We start from the raw sequence: 25,364 nt of genomic DNA, 5'->3' as shown, positions 1-25,364 counted from the left end.
AAAGATTAGCTTTTTCTAAATCTATTAAAAAGTGTCTTCCAAAAACCAAGCTTTATTTCTTCTTCATGATAACCATTTGAATATGCTCCGTAACCATATCCATAACCATAAGCTCCTCCATATTTAGCTTTGTTTTCGTAACCGTTTAGTATAATACTAACATTATTAAGCTCGCCACGTTTTACTCTATTATTTAACAACGTTATCATCTCTTTTTTGGTATAGTTTTGTCTCACTATATACAATATAACGTCCGAAAACTGAACTAACTCTAATGAATCCGAAACTAAACCAACCGGAGGTGTATCCAAAATAATGTAGTCATACTTTTGTTTTAATTCATCTATGAATTCCTTCATAGCATCATTTAAAATAAGCTCTGAAGGATTAGGAGGAATTGGTCCAGAAAGAATCACATCTAAATTTGGAATAGTCGTTGAATTTGTAATTTCTTCTAAGCTATTCTGTCTAATCAGATAATTAACAACTCCAAGATGTGTATTTAATTGAAATTCATCTGCAAGTCTTGGCTTTCTCAAATCCAAACCAACAATTACAGTTTTCTTTTCACTTAAAGCAAAAACGGTTGCAATATTTATAGAACAAAATGTCTTTCCTTCCCCACTAATAGAAGATGTAATCATTAAAGTTTTAGAGCCGCTCACTTGCTGTTTTTTATACAAAAACTGAAGAGAGGAACGAACTCCTCTAAAGGCTTCCGAAAGGGCCGACTTTGGCTTATCAAAAACTGCCAGATTAAGAGAATCTTTATTTACACCAATTACTCCAAGTAAAGGTATTTGAGTTAACTTACTTATATCTTCAGCATTCTGAATAGAATTATTTATAAAGAAAATTGCAAAAACAAATAGCAATGGTATTAAGATACCCAAAAATAGAGCTAATATATAATTTGCTGATGTTTTAGGCCCAATCAAACCATCTCCAATATCTTTTGCAGGATCAATAAAGTGAATATCAGATAAATTAGATGCTTTTACTATTTCAGCTTCATTTCTCTTTTGAAGAAATGCCGTGTAAATATTATCATTTAAATCGTATTTTCTTTTAATCTTTAGCAACTCTTGTTGTTCAACAGGAAGTTTTCGAACTGTACTTTCCGCTTGTCCAATTTTTGCATTTACCAAAGACAAGTCATACAATAACGAAGATTTTGCTGTTGCTATATTCTCCTGAAGAACATTTTTAACTGCCTCCATTTGATTATCAAAATCTTTAAATATTTTTTCGCTTTTTACAGCATAGGCCATCTCAGATCTTTGAGTAGAAAGCCCTATTAATTTTGAAACATTTGCTACAATATTAGGATCTTCGATTCCTGCTACCGAAGGCGCTGGTAGCCTAGAATAATCCCCACTATTATTTAAATATGATTTTAATGAATTATAATACGCTATTTTCCTAGTTGCCTGGTCTTTTTCTACGTCAAAACCCATTATTTTTTCTGAGACCTGAGCACCACCATCTTCTATTTGAAAAATATTTTTATCTTTCTGAAAAGACTTTAATTCATTACCCGTTTGTTTTAACTGATGTTCCATTGCAACCAAAGTACTATCAATAAATCGAATAGTGTTTGTCGCAAATTGGTTTTTCCCATCTAGCTGCAGTTTAATAAGCATCTTTACAGTGGAGTTCAAATAATCAACCATTCTTGCCTTATTTGTTCCCTGCATGGACAAATTTAAAATCGACCCACTTCCTTTATCAGATTCGACTGACACTCCTCGATATCTGGATACAGTTCCATCAAAGTCATTAAATTTGACAAAATACTCTTTACCTTTATAAAACCCAAGATTGTCCTTTATTTGAAGTTTCCAATTTAAAAAAGGAAGATTAACAATCTCCCCAACTTTGTATTTTTTAGAAAAACTTCCTAATTGCACAGAAGTGTTACTGTAAGAATTCGTACTATAAGTAATTAATGAAACTGAATTACTTTCAAAAGGAATTTCAATTTGATATACACTTTCACTAAGAAATTTAATCTTTATTAAAGTATTAACTAACTGTCCTTTTGTTTTATCAATATCAACATAAAAAGGAACAGCTCCATAGGAATCAATTAAATTATAATCACCCTGTTCCAAATAATCAATATAAAATTGTAGTTTATCAACCACCAATTCGTTATGAGATCTTGATTTTAAAATTGTAGAAATTCCGTTTACTTGATCTGAAACCCCGCCCCAATTAAAAACTAAACTTGTAGTAGATGTAAAAAATGGATTGCTTTGTTCTTTTATAGAAATCATAGTTTGCATTCCATAAATTTTTTCTTTACGGATGTTTACTTGATAAGCAATGGTAAATGCAATAATCAAACTAACAACAAACCACTTCCAGTAGCTGATAATTCTTAACAGAAAACCCTTAAAATCAAAATTGGAATGATTTTCAAAAATGGCAAAGTCTTTAATATCTAACATTTTTAAAATCTATTTTTAATTTTTTATAATAAGGTATACAGTAGTCGCTAACGATAATAATGTAATTATCGTTCCAATAGACTGTATCCCTGTCTGACCAGTTCCCCAAGTTTTTTGCCTTAAAGGCTTTACGTAGATATAATCATTTGGTTGTAGATAATAATAGGGAGATTTCATTACATTTACATCTGTGAGGTCAACATCATTCATTTGAACTCCTGTTGGAGTCTGACGAATTACTGTTACTTCCTTTCTATTTCCAACCGTGGTAATATCTCCAGCATTTGCAATAGCATCTAAGATTGTCACATTATCTTTGAACAAAATTTTTGTACCTGTACTCCCCACTTCTCCATTTATAGTATATCTGAATCCTGCTAATTTTACAGTAACAAAAATATTAGCCTCACTTTTAAAATATTCTTCTAATAATTTTTTTTCAATTTTTACACGAACTTCTTCAAGGGTATAACCAATAACATTTATCTCACCTAAGATAGGAATTCTTATATTGCCATGATCATCAACTGTAAAACCATCAAAATACAGATTAGGTTCGTTTATTTGAGTTTGCCCCTCATTATTAGTTGCATTAAAGATAGAAACCAATTTCGGATCTATTGCTTTCATCTTAATAGTTATAATATCATTAACCTGCAATCTATATGGTTTAGACTCTACTACCGAGATAGCATTTTGCTCACTTGAAGTACTTTTATCCTGAAGATAAACCAAATCTTTAATCGGAATACACGAAGTAAATAGCATCGAAATTAATAAGAATAGATAACAGCTTTTTCTTGTCATTAGTTTTATTTTATCGCAAATATAGTTCTTCCTTATAATCTCTAGAAAAAACAGATAGCATTTGGAGTTTAGTTAATTGTTTTTAAACGTTTTTTCAAAAGGAACCCTATGCAAAATACTTCTTCCTAATGTAATTTCATCAGCATATTCCAATTCATCTCCCACCGATATTCCTCTTGCAATTGTTGAGACTACAATCTCTAAATCTGCAATTTGTTTATAGATATAAAAATTTGTTGTATCACCTTCCATAGTCGAACTTAAAGCAAAAATTATTTCAGTTACTTTTCCAGATTTTGCTTTATCCACCAAACTTGAAATATTTAACTGGTTTGGCCCTACACCCTCTATTGGTGAAATTTTCCCTCCAAGAACATGATAGACCCCCTTAAACTGCCCTGTGTTTTCTATTGCCATTACATCTCGAATATCTTCAACTACACAAATAGTTTCATGATTTCTAAGGCTGTTAGCACATATCTCGCAGAGCTTGGTGTCCGAAATATTATGACAGCTTTCACAAAATTTAATATCCTCACGCATCGTTAATAACGCTTGAGACAAAAAAGAAGTCTGCTCTTTTGGCTGTTTAAGCAAATGAAGAACCAGTCGAAGTGCTGTACGTTTACCAATACCCGGTAATTGTGACATTTCGTTAACCGCTTTTTCAATTAATTTTGATGAAAATTCCATAGCGACAAAAGTAATACTTTTAATGACTTAGCTGGCATTTCCAACTAAATTCAAGACTAATAAATATTGCGTAAGAAAACCTTTAGCTTAATTAAAAACTAAATGATAAATCATTTTTTCAATTACCTAAAAACTATCCCAACAAGCTATATTAATACTGATTCGTTGCCAACAGAACAAGTGTACAAGCTACTTCAACCTCAATATCATTTAATTCCAATAATTGATACAATTCAGGATTCTCAGTTCCTGGATTAAAAACAACTCTCTTTGGCTTTGCTTCGATGATGTAATTATAATAATCTCTTTGGCGAACAGGATTTAAATATAAAGTAATAGTATCTATATTTTTAACAGGTATCGCTTTAGTCTGAATTTTTACTCCAGCAACCTCACCCGCCTTTTGTCCTATTGCCAAAACAGAATGTCCTTTTCCAACAAGCATATTTACAGCTCGGTAAGAATAACGTTCTGGATTTGTAGATACTCCTATAACTAATGTTTTTTTACTTTTCATTATTTTCATTTAGACTGCAAAAGTAATCAAAAAGAACGATTTAAACTTTACGTATTTGATTCAGAATCTAAAACAACAAAAACATTATCATAACATATTTTAGCATAAAGACATTAAAAAATAACTACATTTACTCCACTAACCCAAACTTTATGGAATTATTCATCTATTTATTTGCCGCTTTATTTTCGGTATTAAATCCAATCGGAACCGTACCTATTTTTGTCGGATTAACTCAGCATGATTCCCAGAAAGAAAGATCCAGAATCTCACTTTGGACAGCAATCAATGTTTTTATCATATTATTGGTTTCTTATTTTATTGGCCAATATGTTTTAACTTTTTTTGGAATCAGTATCGATGCACTAAGAATTGCGGGCGGAATTGTAATTGTAAATTCAGGTTTTTCTTTACTTTCTGGAAAATTCAACAAAAAACGAGGAATCAACAAAAAAATTGAAAACGAAGCGCAACACAGAAATGATATTGCATTAACACCTTTAGCAATTCCAATGCTTGCTGGCCCAGGATCCATGTCTCTTTTAATTGCTTTCTATCAAGAACATCATGAATTAAATGAAATCATTATTTCCTCGTTAGCAATCCTTGCAATTGCAGTTGCTATTTTTGCAATTCTTAAAAGTGCACATTATTTAGCTAGAATTCTAGGAGCATCAGGAATAGTTGCCATCTCTAGAATAGTTGGTTTTATAGTTATTTCAATTGGAATTCAATATATCGTCAGTGCAATTGTAAATATTATTAAAGGGAATTTCTAATTAAAAGTATTTCTAAAAGAAAAGGGATAAAATCATTGATGATTTTATCCCTTTTTCTTATCATATTTTCATTCTAGCTTCTTGGCAAGAAAACTTCAGCCATCATACATCTGGCACTTCCACCTCCACAAGCCTCAATTGTATCTAAACTTGAACTCAAAATTTCAGCATGATTTTCTAATTGCGCTATTTGTTTTGGAGTCAAACTCTGGTGCGCAGAAGCACTCATTACGATATATCTTTTATCATTTGTACCGCGAACTTCAAGCATATTTCCAGCGAAATTATTTACTTGATCTTCTGTAATTAGAATGATTTCTTTTTTATCATCTTTCAGATTATCTAAAACCATTTTACGCTCTTTCTTATCATCAATAGAATCAGCGCAGATAACAGCAAAAGTTTCACCTAAACACATCATTACGTTGGTATGATAAATTAGTTTACGTTCTCCATCAACAGTTTGAAAAGCTTCAAAAATAACTGGAGCATAGTCAAAGTCTTCGCAGAATTCTATAAACAATTCTTCGTCAGCTCTTGGAGACAAAGCACAATATGCTTTTCCATTAGCTCTGTCCAACAACAAACTTCCTGTTCCCTCCAAAAAAATGCCATCTTCTTCAGCAGAAGTATAATCCATTATTTCTGTAATTTCAAATCCTTTTTCTTCCAAAGTATCTAAAATATCTTCGCGACGTTCCTTACGTCGATTTTCTGCAAACATTGGATAAAGTGCTACATCTCCATTTTCATGAAATGAAACCCAATTATTTGGAAAAATACTATCCGGCGTATCGGTTTCTAAATTATCATCTACAACAGTTACATCAACTCCAACTGCTCTTAGTTTTTCAACAAAAGTATCAAATTCTTGTTGCGCCTTAGCATTAACAGTACTTGGTAAAAGTCCGTCTAATACTTTTTGATAATAATTATTTACAGCAGTCTGTTCATTCATTCTGAATGCAACTGGACGAATCATCACGATAGCATTAGTAGTTTGTTTCATTATTTTTATATTTTTTGTTTCAGGTTCCAAGTTTCAAGTTTTTGGCAACTTGAAACCTGAAACTTAAAACTAATTTTTAGTCTCTAATTAACGGCAAAGTTGAACATCTCAGCAAACCTTCTTGTTTTGCAATTTCAGCATAAGGAATTTCTTCAACTGTAAATCCATTTTCACGAAGCCAGTTGTTCAAACGAGTAAAATTCTTTTCAGAAACCACTACATTTTCATCAATTGAAAATACATTAGAAAACATATTGTACATTTCATTTCTTTCGATATGAAACAAATTTTCTTTTCCAAAAAGCTTCACTAAGTAAAGATAATCTGCTTCTTCACGGAAACCTCTTTTATAGATAATACCTTTATCTTTCCCTACTGGTTGAAAACAACAATCCAAATGCAATGCATTATCTCTTGCTTCCAATTTAGATTTTACCAAATCAAATTCTTTCACAATTTTATTTGGAAACAATTCTTTGATATAATTTACCCCCTGCATATTAGTTCTTGCCGTAATATAATCTTTATAATCACTTCCTTTATAAGTTCCGATAAAAATATGGTCGTTCCAAAGCATTACATCTCCCCCTTCTATATGAACTTCTTCTGGCGGACGTACTACTTTTAAGGGATTAATTTGATCAATTACATATTGAATCGCATCTAATTCTCTTTCTCTATCTGGAAGAATATTAGACTTCACAAAAACGTCATCAATTACAAAACCAATATCTCTAGCAAATATTTGATTGTAATTTTCGATCATTTCCGGACGATAAACAGTTACATCATATTTCTGAAAAACGGCATTAAAAGCATCCATTTCAGCAACCATATCTTTTTCTACAGGATAAGTTCCTGCTTTAATATGCTCCAATGACTTAGGATCGTAAGCTTCCTCCAGTGTTGGAGTCGGCCCATTATGAACAGCAGAACCCAAAACTACGGCGCGAAGCCGCGAAGTTTCGTTCTTTACATTTAATTGCAACATAACTCTATTGTATTTTGAGCAAATATAAAAAAAGCTTCACAGTTAAGTGAAGCTTTCGTTTTTTATTTATTAGACTTGAACTCTCTTAAAGGATGTCCTGTATAAATTTGTCTAGGTCTTCCAATTGGTTCTTTGTTTTCACGCATTTCTTTCCATTGTGCGATCCAACCTGGTAATCTTCCGATAGCGAACATTACTGTAAACATATCTGTTGGAATTCCTAAAGCCCTGTAGATAATTCCAGAATAGAAATCTACGTTTGGATATAAGTTTCTTGCTTTGAAGTATTCATCTTCAAGAGCTGCTTTTTCTAATTTTCTTGCGATATCTAAAATCGGATCTTCAACACCTAAAGTTTCTAAAACTTCAGTAGCTGCTTTTTTGATGATTTTTGCTCTCGGATCGAAGTTTTTGTAAACTCTGTGCCCGAATCCCATTAAACGGAATGGATCATTTTTATCTTTTGCTTTTGCTAAGAATTTATCTGTATCTCCACCGTCTTTGTTGATTTCTTCCAACATTTCAAGTACTGCTTGGTTAGCACCTCCGTGAAGAGGTCCCCAAAGAGCAGAAACTCCTGCGGAAACTGAAGCAAATAAACCAGCATGAGAAGAACCTACCATCCTAACTGTAGAAGTAGAACAGTTTTGTTCGTGATCAGCATGAAGAATAAATAATTTATCTAAAGCATTTACAATTACTGGATTTGCAGTGTAAGGTCCTGTAGGCAATTTAAACATCAATTGCATAAAGCTTTCCACATATCCTTTTGTGTTATCATAGTAATTTAATGGATACCCCATAGACTTTCTGTAAGTCCAAGTAGCAATTACAAGAAATTTAGCCATTGTTTTACAAATAGCTTCGTACATTTCTTTTTCGTTATCAACGTTTACCGCTTTTGGATTAAATGCTGTTAAAGCACTTGTTAAAGCAGATAAAACTCCCATTGGGTGAGCTGTCTTTGGAAAACCGTCAATAATATTTTTCATTTCTTCGTTTACCAAAGAATGTTTTCTAATATTATTTTCAAAATCTTCTAATTGAGCAGCAGTAGGCAATTCTCCAAAAATCAAAAGATAAGAAACCTCTAAGAAATTAGCTTTTTCTGCTAAATCTTCGATTGAATATCCTCTGTAACGTAAAATTCCTTCTTCTCCATCTAGGAAAGTGATTTCACTTGTACAAGATCCTGAATTCTTATAACCTGGATCAATTGTAATAACACCTGTTAAATCACGTAATTTGTTAATATCGATAGCTGATTCGTTTTCACTCCCTGTGATTACCGGAAGCTCAATCTTTTTACCATCTATTTCTAATGTAGCTATTTTTGACATAATATCTTGGAAATAATTCTTTAAATAATAATTTACCAAATCTAATGAATTTAAGACTAATTAAAAAAAGAATACTGCTATGAATTTGTTAAAACTCCAAAAAAAAACCATTCATTAGAAAATGAATGGTTTGTCTTAATATAACTCTTATGATTATTTAATCTTGAAAGCTTTTAAACCAGGGAAGTAAGCTGTACTTCCTAATTCTTCTTCAATTCTTAATAATTGATTGTATTTAGCCATACGATCTGAACGAGAAGCAGAACCAGTTTTAATTTGACCACAGTTTAAAGCAACAGCTAAATCTGCAATTGTATTATCTTCAGTTTCTCCAGAACGGTGAGACATTACAGAAGTATATCCAGCGTTTTTCGCCATATTTACAGCCGCAATAGTTTCAGTCAAAGTACCAATTTGGTTTACTTTTACTAAGATAGAGTTAGCAATTCCTTTTTCGATACCAGTTGACAAACGCTCAACATTAGTTACAAATAAATCATCACCTACTAATTGTACTTTATCTCCGATTTTCTCCGTTAAAGCTTTCCATCCATCCCAGTCATCTTCGTACATACCGTCTTCGATAGAAATAATTGGATATTTAGCAGCAAGTTCAGCTAAGTATTCAGCTTGTTCTTCAGAAGTTCTGATTTTTCCAGTTTCACCTTCAAATTTAGTGTAATCGTATTTTCCGTTTACATAAAACTCAGAAGCAGCACAGTCAAGAGCGATCATAATTTCGTCACCGAAAGTATATCCAGCTTTTTCAACAGCTAATTTGATAGTATCTAAAGCATCTTCAGTTCCACCAGCTAAGTTTGGAGCAAAACCTCCTTCGTCACCAACAGCAGTACTTAAACCTCTATCGTGTAATACTTTTTTCAAACTGTGGAAAATTTCAGTTCCCATTTGCATAGAATGCGTAAAAGAAGTTGCTTTTACAGGGAAGATCATAAACTCTTGAAATGCAATTGGAGCATCAGAGTGAGAACCACCGTTTATGATGTTCATCATTGGAACAGGTAATGTATTAGCAGAAACTCCACCTACATATCTGTATAATGGCAAGCCAAGTTCGTTAGCAGCAGCTTTTGCAGCAGCTAAAGAAACACCTAAAATAGCATTAGCTCCTAATTTAGATTTGTTTGGAGTACCATCTAAATCAATCATTAATTGGTCAATTGTGTTTTGTTCGAAAACAGAAGTTCCAACTAATTCTTCAGCAATAACAGTATTTACATTGTTCACTGCATTCAAAACACCTTTTCCTAGGTAAGCTTTACCACCATCACGTAATTCAACAGCTTCGTGCTCTCCAGTTGAAGCTCCAGATGGAACTGCAGCTCTACCTAAAACACCGTTTTCAGTTACTACATCAACTTCAATAGTAGGATTCCCTCTGGAATCAAGAATTTGTCTTGCGTGAACTTTAATTATAATACTCATTATTTTTGTTTTTTATTAATAAATTATATTTTTTTTCGAAATTATAAAAATATTTAATACTAAAAACGCGATTTAGACATTAAACACCTTTATTTATTAACTACATCGTTTTAGACTTTGCTAGTTTTGATATTCTCCACGAACTGATCAAATAAATAAGAAGAATCGTGTGGTCCAGGACTAGCTTCTGGATGATATTGTACTGAAAAACAGTTCTTGTTCTTCATTCTCATTCCAGCAACCGTATCATCATTTAAATGTATATGAGTAAGTTCTAATTCTGGATGCCCCTCTAAAGCTTCTCTTTTTACAGCGAAACCGTGATTTTGAGAGGTAATTTCTCCTTTACCAGTTAGAAGATTCTTTACCGGATGATTAATACCTCTGTGTCCACCAAACATTTTATAAGTCTGAACACCATTTGCCAAAGCAATAATCTGATGTCCTAAACAGATTCCAAACAAAGGTTTATCCTCCGAAATAATTTTTTTCGCAACATCTATTACTCCATGAAGTGGATCTGGATCACCAGGACCGTTAGACAAGAAATATCCATCTGGATTAAATGCACTTAACTCCTCATAAGTTGTATCATAAGGAAAAACCTTAATATAACAATCTCTTTTCGCAAAGTTTCTTAAGATGTTCTTTTTAATTCCAAGATCAAGTGCCGAAATTTTGTATGTAGCATTTTCATCTCCTACAAAATAAGGTTCTTTTGTAGACACTTTTGAAGCCAATTCAAGACCTTCCATATTTGGCACATTTGCCAATTCCTTTTTAAGATCTTCAATTGAAGTTCCGTCTGTACAAATAACAGCATTCATTGCACCATTATCACGGATATAACTAACTAGAGCTCTTGTATCAACATCGGAGATACAGATTAGATTTTGCTTAGCGAAATAATCTTCTAAACTTCCAGAAGCACCTGTTCTTGAATAGTTAAAGCTAAAGTTCTTACAAACTAATCCAGCAATTTTTACACTTTCAGATTCAACTTCTAAATCATTTATACCATAATTCCCGATATGCGGATTTGTAGTAACCATAATTTGTCCAAAGTATGAAGGGTCTGTAAAGATCTCTTGATATCCAGTCATTCCAGTATTAAAACAAACTTCACCAAAAGTTTTACCGCTAATACCGATAGACTTTCCATGAAAAATAGTTCCATCACTTAGTAATAAAATGGCGCTTTGTCGTGTTGTGTATTTCATTCCTTAATTTGTATTGTTTTTTAATTGTGTATGAAGCAAAACTTCATTTGTAATTAGATATTTTGCAAATTTAATTCTTTAAAAGAGCGCTTCCAAGATTTTTTAAAACTTTCATTAGTAAAAATAAAACCGATTATTTTAAATAAGTTAGATTTTTAGTTTTAAAAAATCAAAAAAAAAGGATAAACTAAAAATTAGTTTATCCTTTAATATTATAGAATGATTACTCTCATAATTATTCAGAAGCTTCAGTAGTCGTTTCTGTTTCAGCAGCAGGAGCTTCTGGAGCAGCAGTTTCAGCTTTTTTAGCTTTACCACCACGACGGCTTTTCGCTTTTTTAACTTCTTTTTTACCTCCGTTGTAAAGCTCATTGAAGTCAACAAGTTCGATCATCGCCATATCAGCGTTATCTCCCAAACGATTTCCAACTTTAATGATACGAGTGTATCCACCTGGACGGTCACCTACTTTAGCAGCAACATCTCTGAACAAGTCTGTTACAGCGTATTTATTACGCAAGTAAGCAAAAACAATACGACGATTGTGAGTCGTATCCTCTTTTGATTTTGTGATTAAAGGCTCAACAAATTGTTTAAGCGCTTTAGCTTTAGCAACAGTAGTGTTAATACGTTTGTGCTCGATAAGAGAACAAGCCATATTAGCCAACATAGCTTTTCTATGTCCAGTCTGTCTGCTTAAGTGGTTGATTTTTTTTCCGTGTCTCATGACGTGTTTTTTTTATCTTCATCTTGCTACAATCCACTATGGAGAGCAAAATATGAAGTAAATTATTCTTTATCTAATTTGTATTTAGCTAAATCCATTCCGAAAGTTAAATTCTTCACTGCAACAAGTTCATCAAGTTCAGTTAAAGATTTTTTACCGAAATTACGGAATTTCATTAGGTCATTTTTATTGAAAGATACTAAATCACCAAGTGTATCAACTTCAGCCGCTTTCAAGCAATTTAGTGCTCTCACAGATAAATCCATATCAACAAGCTTAGTTTTAAGCAATTGTCTCATATGCAATGACTCTTCATCATACGATTCTGTTTGTGCAATTTCGTCAGCCTCAAGTGTAATTCTTTCGTCAGAAAACAACATGAAATGGTGAATTAAAACTTTAGCAGCCTCAGTAAGAGCATCTTTTGGATTGATAGAACCATCAGTCTTAATTTCAAAAACTAATTTTTCGTAATCTGTTTTTTGCTCTACACGGAAGTTTTCGATTGCATATTTTACATTTTTTACCGGAGTAAAAATAGAATCTGTAAAAATCGTTCCAATTGCAGCATTTTGTTTTTTGTTCTCTTCAGCAGGAACGTATCCTCTACCTTTTTCGATTGTTAAATCGAAGTTCAATTTGATTTTAGAATCTAAATTACAGATAACAAGGTCTGGATTTAGAACTTGGAAACCTGAGATAAATTTTTGAAAATCACCTGCTGTTAATTGATCTTTACCAGAAACAGAAATAGTAACTGATTCATTATCGATATCTTCGATCTGACGTTTGAAACGTACTTGTTTTAGATTAAGGATAATTTCGGTAACGTCCTCAACAACACCTGAAATAGTAGAAAACTCATGATCTACACCTTCGATACGAACAGATGTAATTGCATAACCTTCTAACGCTGAAAGCAAAACTCTTCTAAGTGCATTACCAACTGTCAATCCATATCCAGGTTCTAAAGGTCTAAATTCGAATTTACCTTCAAAATCGGTTGAATCGATCATGATAACTTTATCGGGCTTTTGAAAATTAAATATTGCCATAAATTTCGACTAAGTCAATTATTATTTGTTGTACAACTCTACGATTAATTGTTCTTTAATGTTTTCTGGAATTTGAAGTCTCGCAGGTACAGAAACGAAAGTTCCTTCTTTAAGATCATTGTTCCAAGTAATCCATTCATAAACATGACTTGAATTTGATAAAGAACGTTCGATAGCTTCTAAAGATTTAGATTTTTCACGAACTGCAACTTTATCACCAGGCTTAAGGTGGTAAGAAGGAATATTAACAACCTCTCCATTTACAGTAATGTGTCTGTGAGAAACGATTTGACGCGCACCTCTTCTAGATGGAGCAATTCCCATTCTAAAAACAACATTATCCAATCTTGCTTCGCATAATTGTAATAAAACTTCACCAGTAACTCCTTTAGTAGCTGATGCTTTTTCGAATAAGTTTCTGAATTGTTTTTCTAAAATTCCATAAGAATATTTAGCTTTTTGCTTTTCCATTAACTGAACAGCGTACTCAGACTTTTTTCCTCTTTTTTTAGCCATCCCGTGTTGTCCAGGTGGGTAATTTCTTTTTTCGAAAGATTTATCATCTCCGAAGATTGCCTCGCCAAATTTACGAGCGATTTTGGTTTTAGGACCAGTATATCTTGCCATTTTAAAAAAAATTTAAGGTAGAAATTATGAATTCAGGTCTAATCCTTCGATAATCTATGTTCTACCTTGTTTATACTATAAAAATAAAAAATTAAACTCTACGTCTTTTTGGAGGACGACATCCGTTGTGTGGCATTGGAGTAACATCAATAATTTCAGTAACTTCAATTCCACCGTTATGAATAGAACGGATAGCAGACTCACGTCCGTTACCTGGTCCTTTTACATAAACTTTCACTTTTTTAAGTCCTGCCTCAAGTGCTACTTTAGCGCAATCTTCTGCTGCCATTTGAGCTGCGTAAGGAGTGTTCTTTTTAGAACCTCTGAAACCCATTTTACCAGCTGAAGACCAAGAGATAACTTCACCTTTCTTATTAGTCAAAGAAATAATAATGTTATTAAAAGTGGCAGAAATATGAGCCTCACCCGTTGATTCAACGATAACTTTACGTTTTTTTGCAGTTGCTTTAGCCATATTACTTATTATTTAGTTGCTTTTTTCTTGTTAGCAACAGTTTTTCTTTTACCTTTTCTTGTTCTTGAGTTGTTTTTAGTTCTTTGTCCTCTTAATGGAAGACCAGATCTATGACGGATACCTCTGTAACATCCAATATCCATTAAACGCTTAATGTTTAAAGAAATTTCAGAACGTAATTCTCCTTCAATTTTGTAAAATGAAACAGCTTCACGAATTGCTCCGATCTCATCATCATTCCAATCTTGAACTTTTTTATCTTGGCTAACTTGAGCTTTTTCTAAAATCTCAATAGCTCTACTTTTTCCTAATCCGAAAATATAGGTAAGTGCGATAACACCTCTTTTGTTTTTTGGGATATCTACCCCTGCTATTCTTGCCATAATTATCCTTGTCTTTGTTTAAATCTAGGATTCTTTTTGTTTATTACGTACAGTCTCCCTTTTCTACGCACGATAATGCACTCGGCACTTCTCTTTTTTACTGATGCTCTAACTTTCATAGTGAATATCCTTTAATATCGATAAGTAATTCTTGCTTTTGACAAATCGTAAGGACTCATTTCTAGTTTCACTTTATCACCAGGTAATAATTTGATGTAATGCATACGCATTTTTCCAGAAATATGAGCAATTACAATATGTCCATTTTCTAACTCTACACGGAACATCGCATTAGATAATGCTTCAATGATTGATCCGTCTTGTTCTATTGCTGATTGTTTTGCCATAAATATATTAAGCTACCGCTTTTCTATTTTTACCAGTCTTCATTAAACCATCATAATGTTTATTTAACAAGTATGAATTGATCTGTTGAATAGTATCTATTGCAACACCAACCATAATTATTAAAGAGGTACCTCCAAAAAACATTGCCCAAGATTGTTGTACATCCATAATACTTACAACAATAGCTGGGAACACAGCAATCAAAGCAAGGAATAAAGATCCTGGGAAAGTTATTAAAGACATCACTTTATCAAGGAAATCAGAAGTTTCAGCTCCCGGACGAACACCTGGAATAAAACCACCGCTTCTCTTTAAATCATCAGCCATTTTGTTAGTAGGTACAGTGATTGCTGTATAAAAGAATGTAAATACAATAATTAAAGTTGCAAAAACAAAGTTATACCAGAAACCAAACATATTACTAAATGCACCAACAATTGATTGTGATGTATCTGATTTAGACAGCCCAGCTACAGCTGCAGGGATAAACATAATTGCCTGAGCAAAAATGATTGGCATAACTCCTGAAGCATTCAGCTTAAGAGGAATCCATTGTCTATTACCTCCTGCCAAATCTTGCTCGTAGTCTCCAGTTGTTGTACGACGAGCGTACTGAACAGGAATTCTACGTACTGCCATTGTTAGCAATACACAAGAAATGATAACTAATAACCACACAATAATTTCAATAACTAATAACATTGGACCTCCATTGTTATTGGTAACACGAGTTGTAAACTCTTGGATAAAAGCTTGTGGTAAACGAGCTAAAATACCAACCATAATTAACAATGAAATACCATTTCCAATACCTTTATCTGTAATTTTCTCTCCAAGCCACATAGCAAAAATTGTACCTGTAACTAAGATAATAACAGAAGAGAACAAAAATTCAGGTGAATTAAAGCCTAGCAAAAATGCATTACTAGGCAATGTTCTGTATAAATTATAGATATAAGTTGGACCTTGAACCAATGTGATAGCGATTGTCAACCAACGAGTGATTTGATTAATCTTTTTTCTACCACTTTCCCCATCATTTTGAAGTTTTTGTAAATATGGAATCGCAATCCCCATCAACTGAACGACAATAGACGCAGAAATATAAGGCATGATACCTAAAGCAAAAACTGAAGCTTTAGAGAAAGCACCCCCGGTGAACATGTCTAGAATAGATCCTAGACCATTTTTAGTTTGTCCCGCTAAACCAGTCAATTGCGTTGCGTCAATTCCAGGAAGCGTAACGTGTGCTCCAAAACGATATACTAAAAGTAATCCTAATGTAATTAAGATTCTATTTTTTAGTTCTTCGATTTTCCAAACATTACTTATTGATTCAATAAATTTCTTCATCTTAATAGATAAGTTATATAGTTACAGCTTCTCCACCAGCAGCTTCGATAGCAGCTTTTGCAGTAGCAGTAAATTTGTGGGCAGTTACTTTTAATTTTGCTTTCAATTCTCCTCTACCTAAAATCTTAACAATTTCATTTTTAGTAGCTAGACGATTTGCTACGAAATCTGTCATTGAAACAGAATCAGTAATTGCACCGTTATCAACTAATAATTGAAGAGTATCTAAATTAACACCTTCGTATTCTTTACGATTGATGTTTTTGAAACCAAACTTAGGTACACGTCTTTGAAGTGGCATTTGCCCTCCTTCAAAACCAATCTTTTTAGAATAACCAGAACGAGATTTAGCTCCTTTGTGTCCACGTGCAGCAGTACCACCTTTTCCAGAACCTTCTCCTCTACCTAATCTTTTATTTTGATTGTGCGTAGATCCCTCAGCAGGTTGTAAGTTACTTAAATTCATAACAGTATTTGTTATTTAGCTTCTTCTACAGAAACTAAGTGTTTAACTTTGTTTATCATCCCAAGGATAGCAGGATTTGACTCGTGCTCCACAACTTGTCCAATTTTACGTAGACCTAAAGCTTCCAATCCTCTCTTTTGAGAAAGAGGGCAGTTGATTTTGCTTCTTACTTGTTTTACTAATAATTTAGCCATAATTTCCTAATTAACCTTTAAAAACTTTCTCTAAAGAAACACCTCTTTGTTTTGCAACAGTATGAGCGCTTCTCATTTGCAATAAAGCATCAAAAGTTGCTTTAACTACGTTGTGTGGATTTGATGATCCTTGAGATTTAGACAATACATCGTGAATACCTACTGACTCAAGAACTGAACGAACAGCTCCACCAGCAATAACTCCAGTACCATGAGAAGCTGGAATTAAGAATACACGTGCACCACCAAATTTACCTTTTTGTTCGTGAGGAACAGATTGTCCATTCAAAGGAATTCTCACTAAGTTTTTCTTAGCATCTTCTACTGCTTTCGCAATTGCTTCAGAAACGTCTTTAGATTTTCCTAATCCGTGACCAACTACTCCATTTTCATCACCTACAACTACAATAGCAGAAAAACCGAAAGCTCTACCTCCTTTTGTAACTTTAGTAACACGATTAACACTAACTAGACGATCTTTTAATTCAAGACCACTAGGTTTTACCAATTCTACATTTTTGTATTTAGACATAATATATTAGAATTTAAGTCCAGCAGCTCTTGCGCCTTCCGCTAATGATTTAATACGACCGTGATATAAATATCCACCTCTATCAAAAGTGATAGTATCTATCCCAGCTTTTAACGCTTTCTCTGCAACTAATTTTCCAACAGCAGCAGCTACTTCAACGTTAGTACCTTTTCCTATTTCTTTTTCTCTTGAAGATGCAGCTAATATAGTAACTCCATTTACATCATCAATGATTTGAGCGTAAATTTCTTTATTACTTCTAAATACAGAAAGTCTTGGTCTAGCAGCAGAACCACTAACCGATTTTCTAATTCTGAATTTAATTCTCTGTCTTCTTTCAGATTTTGTTAATGACATAATCTTATATTTTAAGCTGATTTACCTGCTTTTCTTCTTAATACTTCACCCACAAATTTAACACCTTTTCCTTTGTATGGCTCAGGCTTACGGAAACCTCTGATTTTCGCAGCAACTTGACCTAAAAGTTGTTTATCAAATGATGTTAATTTTACTATTGGGTTCTTACCTTTTTCAGATATTGTTTCTAAAGATACTTCTGGAGCAATTTCTAAAACAATATTGTGAGAATACCCAAGAGCTAAATCTAATTTTTGACCTTGGTTTGAAGCTCTATAACCAACTCCAACTAATTCTAGTTCTTTTGTGAAACCTTCAGATACACCAACAATCATATTATTGATCAAAGATCTAAATAATCCGTGTTTTGCTCTATGGTCTTTATGATCAGACGATCTTTCAACTAAAACTTGATCGCCTTCAACAGTTACATTTACGTCCGAAAACTCTTGTACTAGTTGACCTCTTTTTCCTTTTACTGTAATATTACCGTCTTTAACTTCAACAGTTACACCAGCAGGGATTACAATTGGGCTTTTACCTATTCTTGACATCTTATCTAGTGTTTAAAATTAGTATACGTAACAAATTACTTCACCACCTACATTTAATTGCTTAGCTTGTTTTCCTGTCATCAAACCTTTTGATGTAGAAACAATAGCAATTCCTAATCCGTTAAGGATTCTTGGTAATTTGGCAGCACCTGCGTACTTACGTAAACCAGGTTTACTAATTCTTTGGATATCTTTGATTACAGGCTCTTTAGTATCTTTATCATACTTCAAAGCGATTTTGATAGAACCTTGTACAGTGTTCTGCTCAAATTTGTAACTCAAGATGTAACCTTGATCAAATAAGATCTTAGTTATCTCTTTTTTTAGATTAGATGCTGGAATTTCAACAACCTTGTGGTTTGCAGCCACAGCGTTACGAACTCTAGTCAAATAATCTGCAATAGGATCTGTATACATATGTATTTGATTGCGATTATGGTTTTCGGGAGATACTCATCTCCCGAACCTTTAATCAATTAAAAATTATTTTTTGGTTTGCAAAAGTAATAACTTATTGCGAGATTACCAAGATGCTTTTTTCACACCTGGAATTAATCCATTGTTAGCCATTTCACGGAAAGTTACACGAGAGATTCCGAATTGACGGATATAACCTCTAGGTCTTCCAGTTAATTTGCAACGATTGTGTAAACGAACAGGTGAAGCATTTTTTGGTAATCTTTGTAAACCTTCGTAGTCTCCAGCTTCTAATAAAGCTTTTCTCTTCTCAGCATACTTAGCTACCGTTTTCTCTCTTTTCACCTCGCGGGCTTTCATTGATTCTTTAGCCATGTCTTAATTCTTTTTAAAAGGTAATCCTAATTCAGCCAATAATGACTTTGCTTCCTTGTCTGTTTTTGCAGTAGTAACAAAAGTAATATCCATTCCTGAAATTTTGTTTACTTTATCAATATCAATTTCTGGGAAAATGATTTGCTCCAAAACTCCAAGATTGTAGTTACCTCTTCCGTCGAAACCAGTAGCCTTAATACCACCGAAATCTCTTACACGTGGTAAAGCAGAAGTAATAAGTCTATCTAAAAACTCATACATTCTTTCTCCACGTAAAGTAACTTTTGCTCCAATAGGCATTCCTTTTCTCAATTTGAAAGACGCAACGTCTTTCTTAGAGATTGTAGAAACTGCTTTTTGTCCAGTGATCTTTGTTAACTCATCAACTGCATAGTCAATAAGTTTTTTATCAGATACAGCTGCACCAACTCCACGGCTCAAAACGATTTTTTCAAGTTTAGGAACTTGCATTACGTTTGTATATCCGAACTCTTCTTTAAGAGCAGAGATTACTCTACTCTTATATTCTTCTTTTAGTCTAGGTGTATATGCCATTACTATAGTACTTGATTAGATTTTTTTGAAAATCTTACTTTCTTATCTCCTTCTACTCTAATACCTACTCTAGTTGTTTCCTTAGTTTTAGGATCAATTAAAGCAATGTTAGAAATTTGAATAGAAGCCTCTTTCTTAACGATACCACCTTGAGGGTTTTTAGCACTTGGTTTAGTGTGTTTTGAAACCAAGTTTACACCTTCAACTATCGCTTTATTTTTCTCACGGTAAACACGTAAAACTTTACCTTCAGCACCTTTATGGTCTCCAGCAATAACTCTTACGATATCTCCTGATTTTATTTTTAGCTTTATCATCTTAAAAACGAATTAAAGCACTTCTGGTGCTAATGATACAATTTTCATGAATTGTTTTTCACGAAGTTCTCTTGCTACCGGACCAAAAACACGAGTTCCTCTCATTTCCCCTGCAGCGTTCAAAAGAACACATGCATTGTCATCGAAACGGATATAAGAACCATCAGCTCTTCTCACTTCTTTTTTAGTACGCACAACAACTGCAGTTGAAACAGCTCCTTTTTTCACGTTTCCGTTTGGAGTTGCATCTTTGATAGAAACTACAATTTTGTCACCAACAGAGGCATATCTTCTTTTAGTACCTCCTAAAACACGAATAGTTAAAACTTCTTTAGCTCCCGTGTTATCTGCTACTTTTAGTCTTGATTCTTGTTGTACCATAATTATTTAGCTCTTTCTAAGATTTCAACTAATCTCCAACATTTTGTTTTACTTAAAGGACGCGTTTCGCTAATTCTTACAGTATCTCCAATGTTACAGTCGTTTGTTTCGTCGTGTGCAACATATTTCTTAGTTTTCAACACGAACTTACCGTATAATGGGTGTTTTACTTTTCTTACTTCAGAAATAACGATAGATTTATCCATCTTATTTGAAGTAACAACACCTATTCTTTCTTTTCTTAAATTTCTTTTTTCTTCCATCTTTCAGCAGAATACAATTATTGTAACTCTCTTTTAGTTAACTCTGTAGCTAATCTTGCAACTGTTCTTCTAACGCTTCTAATTTGAAGTGGGTTAGCAATTGGAGAGATAGCATGAGCCATTTTTAGGTCAGCATATACTTTCTTAGTTTGACTAAGCTTTTCTTGCAACTCCGCTGCAGAAAGATCTTTTATTTCTGATTGTTTCATAATAAATATAAATTATGCTTCGAAATCTCTAGCAACGACGAACTTAGTTTTTACTGGAAGCTTTTGAGCTGCAAGACGTAACGCCTCTTTTGCAACTGACAAAGGAACTCCTCCAACTTCAAACATAATTCTTCCTGGTTTAACAACAGCAGCCCAATACTCAACTGCTCCTTTACCTTTACCCATACGTACTTCAAGAGGTTTCTTCGTAATAGGTTTGTCTGGGAAAATTTTAATCCATAATTGTCCCTCTCTTTTCATGTAACGAGTTGCAGCGATACGTGCAGCTTCGATTTGACGAGAAGTTAAGAACATTCCATCTTCATGTACAGATTTAATACCAAACATTCCATTTGAAAGTTCATGCCCTCTTTGAGAGTTACCTTTCATTCTACCTTTTTGTACCTTACGGTATTTTGTTCTTTTAGGCTGTAACATTTTTCTTTAGTTTAAAAATTTACTTTCTTTTACGAGCGTCTGGTTTACCTCCTTTGTTAAAGTTAGATTTGCCTCTAGGAGCATCTCCACCTTTACCACCACCAGTACCAGATTGTTTTTTGTCCATTCCAGCAAGTGGAGAAAGTTCTCTCTTACCGTAAACTTCACCTTTCATGATCCATACTTTGATCCCCATTCTACCGTAAGTAGTATGAGCTTCAGCCAAAGCATAGTCAATGTCAGCTCTGAAAGTTGATAGAGGAATTCTACCTTCTTTAAAACCTTCTGAACGCGCCATCTCTGCACCATTCAAACGACCAGAAATCAAAACTTTGATACCTTCAGCGTTCATACGCATAGAAGCAGCAATAGCCATTTTGATTGCACGTCTGTAAGAAATACGGCTTTCGATTTGACGAGCGATGCTTGTCGCCACAAGATAAGCATCTAACTCAGGTCTTTTAATTTCAAAGATGTTAATTTGAACCTCTTTATCAGTAACTTTCTTAAGTTCCTCTTTTAACTTGTCTACCTCTTGTCCACCTTTTCCGATAATGATACCAGGTCTAGCAGTAGTGATAGTAACGGTTACAAGCTTTAAAGTTCTCTCGATGATTACTTTAGATACACTAGCTTTTGATAAACGAGCGTGGATATACTTTCTGATTTTGTGATCTTCAGCTAATTTATCGCCGTAATCATTTCCACCATACCAGTTTGAGTCCCATCCTCTGATGATACCAAGTCTATTTCCAATTGGATTTGTCTTTTGTCCCATGCTGCTTAAGAATTGCTTTGTGTGTTATTGATAGCTCCAAGCACGATTGTTACGTGATTAGAACGTTTTCTTATTCTGTGTGCACGACCTTGTGGAGCTGGACGAAGTCTTTTTAACATCATTCCACCATCTACTCTGATCTCTTTAACAAATAATCCAGCTTCCTCTAAATTACCTTCACTATTTTTTTGCTCCCAGTTATTGATTGCAGATAATAATAGTTTTTCTAATTTTCTTGAAGCTTCTTTAGAACTGAATCTTAAAATGTTAAGTGCTCTTTCTACCTTCTGACCTCTTACCAAGTCCGCTACTAAGCGCATTTTTCTAGGTGAAGTAGGGCAGTTATTCAATTTTGCGAAAGCGATAGACTTATTAGCCTCTTTTCTCGCATCTGCTGTTTCTCTTTTACGAACTCCCATTGCTTCTTTTATTTTTTACCTTTATTTTTTGCTCCAGCATGACCTCTAAAAGATCTAGTTGGTGAAAATTCTCCTAATTTGTGACCTACCATGTTTTCTGTTACGTAAACTGGTACAAATTGACGACCGTTATGAACTGCGATAGTTTGTCCAACGAAATCTGGAGTAATCATTGAAGCTCTAGACCAAGTCTTAACAACTGCATTTTTACCACTTTCTACGTTTTCTTGAACTTTCTTGTCTAATTTATAATGAACGAAAGGTCCTTTTTTTAATGAACGTGCCATATCTTATTATTTCTTTCTACGTTCTACGATATACTTGTTACTCGGGTTTTTCTTAGAACGAGTTCTGTAACCTTTAGCTGGCAATCCGTTTCTTGAACGTGGGTGCCCTCCAGAAGAACGTCCTTCACCACCTCCCATAGGGTGATCAACTGGGTTCATCGCTACTGGTCTAGTTCTAGGTCTTCTTCCTAACCATCTTGTTCTACCTGCTTTACCAGATACAACTAATTGGTGGTCAGAGTTAGAAACAGCTCCAATTGTAGCCGAACAAGTTAACAAGATCAATCTTGTCTCACCAGATGGCATTTTAATTGTTGCATATTTCCCGTCTCTTGCCATTAACTGAGCAAAAGTTCCAGCTGAACGAGCGATAACCGCTCCTTGTCCTGGACGTAACTCAATACAAGATATAACAGTTCCAAGAGGAATTCTGCTTAAAGGTAAAGTATTACCAATCTCTGGTTGAGATTCTGGACCAGAAACTAATTTCTGACCAACTTTCAATCCGTTTTGAGCGATAATATAAGTTTTCTCTCCATCAGCATAAGCTAATAAAGCGATAAACGCAGTACGATTTGGATCGTATTCGATTGATTTCACTGTAGCTGGAATTCCATCTTTAGTTCTTTTGAAATCAATAATACGATATCTCTGCTTGTGACCACCACCCGTATAACGCATGGTCATCTTTCCTTGACTATTTCTACCTCCAGAGTTTTTTATCGGCGCTATCAAAGAGCGTTCCGGCTTATCAGTTGTAATGGCGTCATAACCATTCACAACTCTAAATCGCTGACCTGGGGTAATAGGTTTTAATTTTCTTACTGACATTTTTCTATCTTAGATATTGTTGTAAAAATCAATTGTTTCTCCTTCTTGTACTTGAACAATTGCTTTTTTAATTGCATTTGTCTTTCCACTGATTAAACCACTTTTAGTGTATTTAGTAGATCTATCTGGTCTCACATTCATTGTGTTAACAGAAACGATAGTTACTCCATAAGCAGCCTCAACAGCTTTCTTAATTTCAACTTTGTTTGCTTTTTTGTCAACAACGAATCCGAAGCGGTTTAGAACTTCACTTTCTTTGGTTACTTTTTCCGTTACTATAGGTCTGATAATGATGCTCATATTCCTATTATTTACTTAAATTTTCTTCAATTAACCCTAAAGAACCTTCCAAAAGCACTAAATTATTAGCGTTTAATATTGCGTAAGTGCTTAATTCTGAGCTAGTTACGACGTTAGAAGCCTTCAAATTGCGTGACGACAAATATACGTTTTTATTTGACTCACCCAACACGAATAGAGATTTTTTATTTTCTAACCCTAAAGCTTTCAAAACGTTAATGAAATTTTTAGTGTTTGGCACTTCAAAATTAAAGTCTTCAAGAACTACAATGTTAGACTCTTTTGCTTTAATTGAGAAAGCTGATTTTCTAGCCAATCTTTTCAAGCTTTTATTCAATTTGAATGAATAACTTCTTGGTCTTGGCCCGAAAACTGTTCCTCCACCTTTAAACAAAGGATTCTTAACACTTCCTGCACGAGCAGTACCAGTTCCTTTTTGTTTTTTAATCTTACGCGTACTTCCAGTTACTTCAGCTCTTTCTTTAGCTTTGTGAGTACCTTGTCTTTGATTAGCAAGATATTGCTTAACATCAAGATATACAGCGTGATTGTTTGGTTCAATTGCGAATACTGAATCAGAAAGTTGAACTTTTCTACCAGTATCTTTTCCGTTGAAATCTAATACTTTTACTTCCATTACTTCTGAATGATTACGTAAGAGTTTTTGTGCCCTGGAATACATCCTTTAACAACAAGTAGATTCTTTTCAGCAACTACTTTTAAAACTCTAAGGTTTTGAACTTTTACATTTTCTCCTCCCATTCTTCCAGCCATACGCATTCCTTTGAATACTCTAGATGGATAAGAAGAAGCTCCTACAGAACCTGGCGCTCTTAAACGGTTGTGCTGACCATGAGTAGCTTGTCCAACCCCACCAAAACCGTGACGTTTAACAACACCTTGGAAACCTTTACCTTTAGACACACCTTGTACATCTACAAATTCTCCTTCTTCAAAAATAGTAACATCAATAAGATCTCCTAATTTTTGTTCAGTTGCGAAATCTTGGAATTCAACGACTTTTTTCTTAGCAACAGTTCCAGCTTTTTTAAAGTGCCCTAAAGCAGCTTTAGTAGAATGTTTCTCGTTTTTGTCATCGAAACCAAGTTGCAACGCTTCATACCCGTCAACCTCGTTGGTTCTGACTTGGGTAACAACGCATGGCCCAGCTTCGATTACTGTACAAGGAATGTTTTTCCCGTTTTCATCGAAAATACTAGTCATGCCGATTTTCTTACCAATTAACCCAGACATAAATATTAATTATTAATTACTAAAATTCCCTTCAATTTGAAAATAACAGAAATTTCCAAACAGGGAGTGCAAAAGTAGATATTAAAATCGAATAAACCAAACGGTTACAAAAATTAAATCGCTCATTATCAAAATCCAAGCCTCGAATTAGCACCAAAAACAAACTTTCCAACACAAATCCTTAAAGCACTTTTTTCAATTATCAAGCAATTTT

At 33.8% G+C, this 25,364-nt stretch carries 38 protein-coding genes; 1 reads left to right on the top strand and 37 read right to left on the bottom strand.

Going from position 1 to position 25,364, the window contains the following annotated elements; translation table 11 throughout:
• Positions 1-5: 5 nt before the first annotated feature.
• From NQQ59_RS08535 to NQQ59_RS08520, 4 genes are all read right to left on the bottom strand, one after another.
• On the bottom strand, positions 6-2,453 hold the full coding sequence (locus NQQ59_RS08535) for a polysaccharide biosynthesis tyrosine autokinase (protein ID WP_144217622.1): 2,448 nt from the start codon (positions 2,451-2,453) through the stop codon (positions 6-8).
• 15 nt (positions 2,454-2,468) lie between these two features.
• The gene (locus tag NQQ59_RS08530; protein WP_144217619.1) at positions 2,469-3,260 is read right to left on the bottom strand and encodes a polysaccharide biosynthesis/export family protein; all 792 of its coding nucleotides are present in this window, start codon (positions 3,258-3,260) and stop codon (positions 2,469-2,471) included.
• Positions 3,261-3,332: 72 nt separating this feature from the next.
• Positions 3,333-3,953, bottom strand: coding sequence for a recombination mediator RecR (gene recR, locus NQQ59_RS08525; RefSeq protein WP_144217617.1), 621 nt, complete (start codon positions 3,951-3,953; stop codon positions 3,333-3,335).
• 151 nt (positions 3,954-4,104) lie between these two features.
• Positions 4,105-4,470 carry a CoA-binding protein gene (locus tag NQQ59_RS08520; protein ID WP_144217615.1) on the bottom strand — a complete coding sequence of 122 codons (366 nt, stop codon included), beginning with the start codon at positions 4,468-4,470 and terminating at the stop codon, positions 4,105-4,107.
• A gap of 152 nt (positions 4,471-4,622) precedes the next feature.
• On the opposite strand from NQQ59_RS08520, the gene NQQ59_RS08515 reads away from it, so the two are divergent.
• Positions 4,623-5,249 (top strand): MarC family NAAT transporter, encoded by a 627-nt coding sequence (locus NQQ59_RS08515; RefSeq protein WP_111285057.1) that lies wholly within the window; start codon positions 4,623-4,625, stop codon positions 5,247-5,249.
• A gap of 73 nt (positions 5,250-5,322) precedes the next feature.
• Here the strand turns inward: NQQ59_RS08515 and ctlX are convergent, their stop codons facing one another.
• The 33 genes from ctlX to rplC form a co-directional block, all read right to left on the bottom strand.
• Positions 5,323-6,258, bottom strand: coding sequence for a citrulline utilization hydrolase CtlX (ctlX, locus tag NQQ59_RS08510; protein ID WP_144217612.1), 936 nt, complete (start codon positions 6,256-6,258; stop codon positions 5,323-5,325).
• Between the two features lie 76 nt (positions 6,259-6,334).
• A complete protein-coding gene (locus NQQ59_RS08505; protein WP_144217610.1) occupies positions 6,335-7,249 on the bottom strand; it encodes a dimethylarginine dimethylaminohydrolase family protein in 915 nt (304 codons plus the stop codon).
• Positions 7,250-7,311: 62 nt separating this feature from the next.
• Positions 7,312-8,589, bottom strand: coding sequence for a citrate synthase (locus NQQ59_RS08500; protein ID WP_144217607.1), 1,278 nt, complete (start codon positions 8,587-8,589; stop codon positions 7,312-7,314).
• Between the two features lie 153 nt (positions 8,590-8,742).
• A complete protein-coding gene (gene eno, locus NQQ59_RS08495; protein WP_144217604.1) occupies positions 8,743-10,035 on the bottom strand; it encodes a phosphopyruvate hydratase in 1,293 nt (430 codons plus the stop codon).
• A gap of 110 nt (positions 10,036-10,145) precedes the next feature.
• Positions 10,146-11,255, bottom strand: a complete 1,110-nt coding sequence (carA, locus tag NQQ59_RS08490; protein ID WP_144217602.1) for a glutamine-hydrolyzing carbamoyl-phosphate synthase small subunit — start codon at positions 11,253-11,255, stop codon at positions 10,146-10,148.
• A gap of 235 nt (positions 11,256-11,490) precedes the next feature.
• On the bottom strand, positions 11,491-11,982 hold the full coding sequence (rplQ, locus tag NQQ59_RS08485) for a 50S ribosomal protein L17 (RefSeq protein WP_091496644.1): 492 nt from the start codon (positions 11,980-11,982) through the stop codon (positions 11,491-11,493).
• A gap of 62 nt (positions 11,983-12,044) precedes the next feature.
• Positions 12,045-13,037, bottom strand: coding sequence for a DNA-directed RNA polymerase subunit alpha (locus NQQ59_RS08480; RefSeq protein WP_008464329.1), 993 nt, complete (start codon positions 13,035-13,037; stop codon positions 12,045-12,047).
• Positions 13,038-13,058: 21 nt separating this feature from the next.
• Entirely contained in the window at positions 13,059-13,664 is a 606-nt protein-coding gene (gene rpsD / locus NQQ59_RS08475) for a 30S ribosomal protein S4 (RefSeq protein WP_008464326.1), read from the bottom strand.
• A gap of 91 nt (positions 13,665-13,755) precedes the next feature.
• Positions 13,756-14,139: a 30S ribosomal protein S11 gene (gene rpsK, locus NQQ59_RS08470; protein ID WP_026727866.1), complete on the bottom strand. Its 384-nt coding sequence runs from the start codon at positions 14,137-14,139 to the stop codon at positions 13,756-13,758.
• A gap of 8 nt (positions 14,140-14,147) precedes the next feature.
• Entirely contained in the window at positions 14,148-14,522 is a 375-nt protein-coding gene (gene rpsM / locus NQQ59_RS08465) for a 30S ribosomal protein S13 (RefSeq protein WP_008464322.1), read from the bottom strand.
• Between the two features lie 2 nt (positions 14,523-14,524).
• A complete protein-coding gene (gene ykgO, locus NQQ59_RS08460) occupies positions 14,525-14,641 on the bottom strand; it encodes a type B 50S ribosomal protein L36 (RefSeq protein WP_002987490.1) in 117 nt (38 codons plus the stop codon).
• 12 nt (positions 14,642-14,653) lie between these two features.
• Complete coding sequence (gene infA, locus NQQ59_RS08455) at positions 14,654-14,869, bottom strand: translation initiation factor IF-1 (RefSeq protein ID WP_007136545.1); 216 nt, start codon at positions 14,867-14,869, stop codon at positions 14,654-14,656.
• A gap of 7 nt (positions 14,870-14,876) precedes the next feature.
• Positions 14,877-16,223, bottom strand: coding sequence for a preprotein translocase subunit SecY (secY, locus tag NQQ59_RS08450; RefSeq protein WP_007803669.1), 1,347 nt, complete (start codon positions 16,221-16,223; stop codon positions 14,877-14,879).
• Between the two features lie 13 nt (positions 16,224-16,236).
• Positions 16,237-16,689: a 50S ribosomal protein L15 gene (rplO, locus tag NQQ59_RS08445; RefSeq protein WP_095952361.1), complete on the bottom strand. Its 453-nt coding sequence runs from the start codon at positions 16,687-16,689 to the stop codon at positions 16,237-16,239.
• Between the two features lie 11 nt (positions 16,690-16,700).
• Positions 16,701-16,883 carry a 50S ribosomal protein L30 gene (gene rpmD, locus NQQ59_RS08440; protein WP_008464315.1) on the bottom strand — a complete coding sequence of 61 codons (183 nt, stop codon included), beginning with the start codon at positions 16,881-16,883 and terminating at the stop codon, positions 16,701-16,703.
• A gap of 10 nt (positions 16,884-16,893) precedes the next feature.
• The gene (gene rpsE / locus NQQ59_RS08435) at positions 16,894-17,418 is read right to left on the bottom strand and encodes a 30S ribosomal protein S5 (RefSeq protein WP_085949269.1); all 525 of its coding nucleotides are present in this window, start codon (positions 17,416-17,418) and stop codon (positions 16,894-16,896) included.
• Positions 17,419-17,421: 3 nt separating this feature from the next.
• A complete protein-coding gene (gene rplR, locus NQQ59_RS08430) occupies positions 17,422-17,772 on the bottom strand; it encodes a 50S ribosomal protein L18 (RefSeq protein ID WP_035650451.1) in 351 nt (116 codons plus the stop codon).
• Between the two features lie 11 nt (positions 17,773-17,783).
• Complete coding sequence (gene rplF, locus NQQ59_RS08425) at positions 17,784-18,326, bottom strand: 50S ribosomal protein L6 (protein WP_144217600.1); 543 nt, start codon at positions 18,324-18,326, stop codon at positions 17,784-17,786.
• A gap of 18 nt (positions 18,327-18,344) precedes the next feature.
• Entirely contained in the window at positions 18,345-18,743 is a 399-nt protein-coding gene (rpsH, locus tag NQQ59_RS08420; protein ID WP_008464306.1) for a 30S ribosomal protein S8, read from the bottom strand.
• 105 nt (positions 18,744-18,848) lie between these two features.
• Positions 18,849-19,118, bottom strand: a complete 270-nt coding sequence (gene rpsN, locus NQQ59_RS08415) for a 30S ribosomal protein S14 (RefSeq protein WP_008464305.1) — start codon at positions 19,116-19,118, stop codon at positions 18,849-18,851.
• 3 nt (positions 19,119-19,121) lie between these two features.
• Positions 19,122-19,673 (bottom strand): 50S ribosomal protein L5, encoded by a 552-nt coding sequence (gene rplE / locus NQQ59_RS08410; protein ID WP_012022484.1) that lies wholly within the window; start codon positions 19,671-19,673, stop codon positions 19,122-19,124.
• 2 nt (positions 19,674-19,675) lie between these two features.
• Positions 19,676-19,990 carry a 50S ribosomal protein L24 gene (gene rplX / locus NQQ59_RS08405; protein WP_008464300.1) on the bottom strand — a complete coding sequence of 105 codons (315 nt, stop codon included), beginning with the start codon at positions 19,988-19,990 and terminating at the stop codon, positions 19,676-19,678.
• Positions 19,991-20,002: 12 nt separating this feature from the next.
• On the bottom strand, positions 20,003-20,371 hold the full coding sequence (gene rplN / locus NQQ59_RS08400; RefSeq protein ID WP_007803649.1) for a 50S ribosomal protein L14: 369 nt from the start codon (positions 20,369-20,371) through the stop codon (positions 20,003-20,005).
• Between the two features lie 2 nt (positions 20,372-20,373).
• The gene (rpsQ, locus tag NQQ59_RS08395; protein ID WP_012022485.1) at positions 20,374-20,634 is read right to left on the bottom strand and encodes a 30S ribosomal protein S17; all 261 of its coding nucleotides are present in this window, start codon (positions 20,632-20,634) and stop codon (positions 20,374-20,376) included.
• Positions 20,635-20,651: 17 nt separating this feature from the next.
• Complete coding sequence (gene rpmC / locus NQQ59_RS08390) at positions 20,652-20,843, bottom strand: 50S ribosomal protein L29 (RefSeq protein WP_008464297.1); 192 nt, start codon at positions 20,841-20,843, stop codon at positions 20,652-20,654.
• A 12-nt stretch (positions 20,844-20,855) separates the two neighbouring features.
• Positions 20,856-21,281 (bottom strand): 50S ribosomal protein L16, encoded by a 426-nt coding sequence (rplP, locus tag NQQ59_RS08385; RefSeq protein ID WP_008464295.1) that lies wholly within the window; start codon positions 21,279-21,281, stop codon positions 20,856-20,858.
• Positions 21,282-21,300: 19 nt separating this feature from the next.
• Positions 21,301-22,059, bottom strand: coding sequence for a 30S ribosomal protein S3 (gene rpsC, locus NQQ59_RS08380; protein ID WP_008464292.1), 759 nt, complete (start codon positions 22,057-22,059; stop codon positions 21,301-21,303).
• Between the two features lie 5 nt (positions 22,060-22,064).
• On the bottom strand, positions 22,065-22,478 hold the full coding sequence (gene rplV, locus NQQ59_RS08375; RefSeq protein ID WP_007803631.1) for a 50S ribosomal protein L22: 414 nt from the start codon (positions 22,476-22,478) through the stop codon (positions 22,065-22,067).
• 8 nt (positions 22,479-22,486) lie between these two features.
• Entirely contained in the window at positions 22,487-22,765 is a 279-nt protein-coding gene (rpsS, locus tag NQQ59_RS08370; RefSeq protein WP_008464288.1) for a 30S ribosomal protein S19, read from the bottom strand.
• Positions 22,766-22,771: 6 nt separating this feature from the next.
• Positions 22,772-23,596, bottom strand: coding sequence for a 50S ribosomal protein L2 (gene rplB / locus NQQ59_RS08365; RefSeq protein ID WP_008464287.1), 825 nt, complete (start codon positions 23,594-23,596; stop codon positions 22,772-22,774).
• 9 nt (positions 23,597-23,605) lie between these two features.
• Positions 23,606-23,896 (bottom strand): 50S ribosomal protein L23, encoded by a 291-nt coding sequence (gene rplW / locus NQQ59_RS08360; RefSeq protein WP_144217597.1) that lies wholly within the window; start codon positions 23,894-23,896, stop codon positions 23,606-23,608.
• A 7-nt stretch (positions 23,897-23,903) separates the two neighbouring features.
• Positions 23,904-24,533 (bottom strand): 50S ribosomal protein L4, encoded by a 630-nt coding sequence (gene rplD / locus NQQ59_RS08355; RefSeq protein ID WP_144217595.1) that lies wholly within the window; start codon positions 24,531-24,533, stop codon positions 23,904-23,906.
• A complete protein-coding gene (gene rplC, locus NQQ59_RS08350; protein WP_144217592.1) occupies positions 24,533-25,150 on the bottom strand; it encodes a 50S ribosomal protein L3 in 618 nt (205 codons plus the stop codon). The genes rplD and rplC overlap by 1 nt, the downstream gene beginning before the upstream one ends.
• Positions 25,151-25,364 lie beyond the last annotated feature (214 nt).

This window comes from Flavobacterium panacis (assembly GCF_024649945.1).
Classification (GTDB): domain Bacteria; phylum Bacteroidota; class Bacteroidia; order Flavobacteriales; family Flavobacteriaceae; genus Flavobacterium; species Flavobacterium panacis.
The sequence above is the reverse complement of the archived record's forward strand: the minus strand, read 5'-3'. Positions and strand labels throughout refer to the sequence as shown.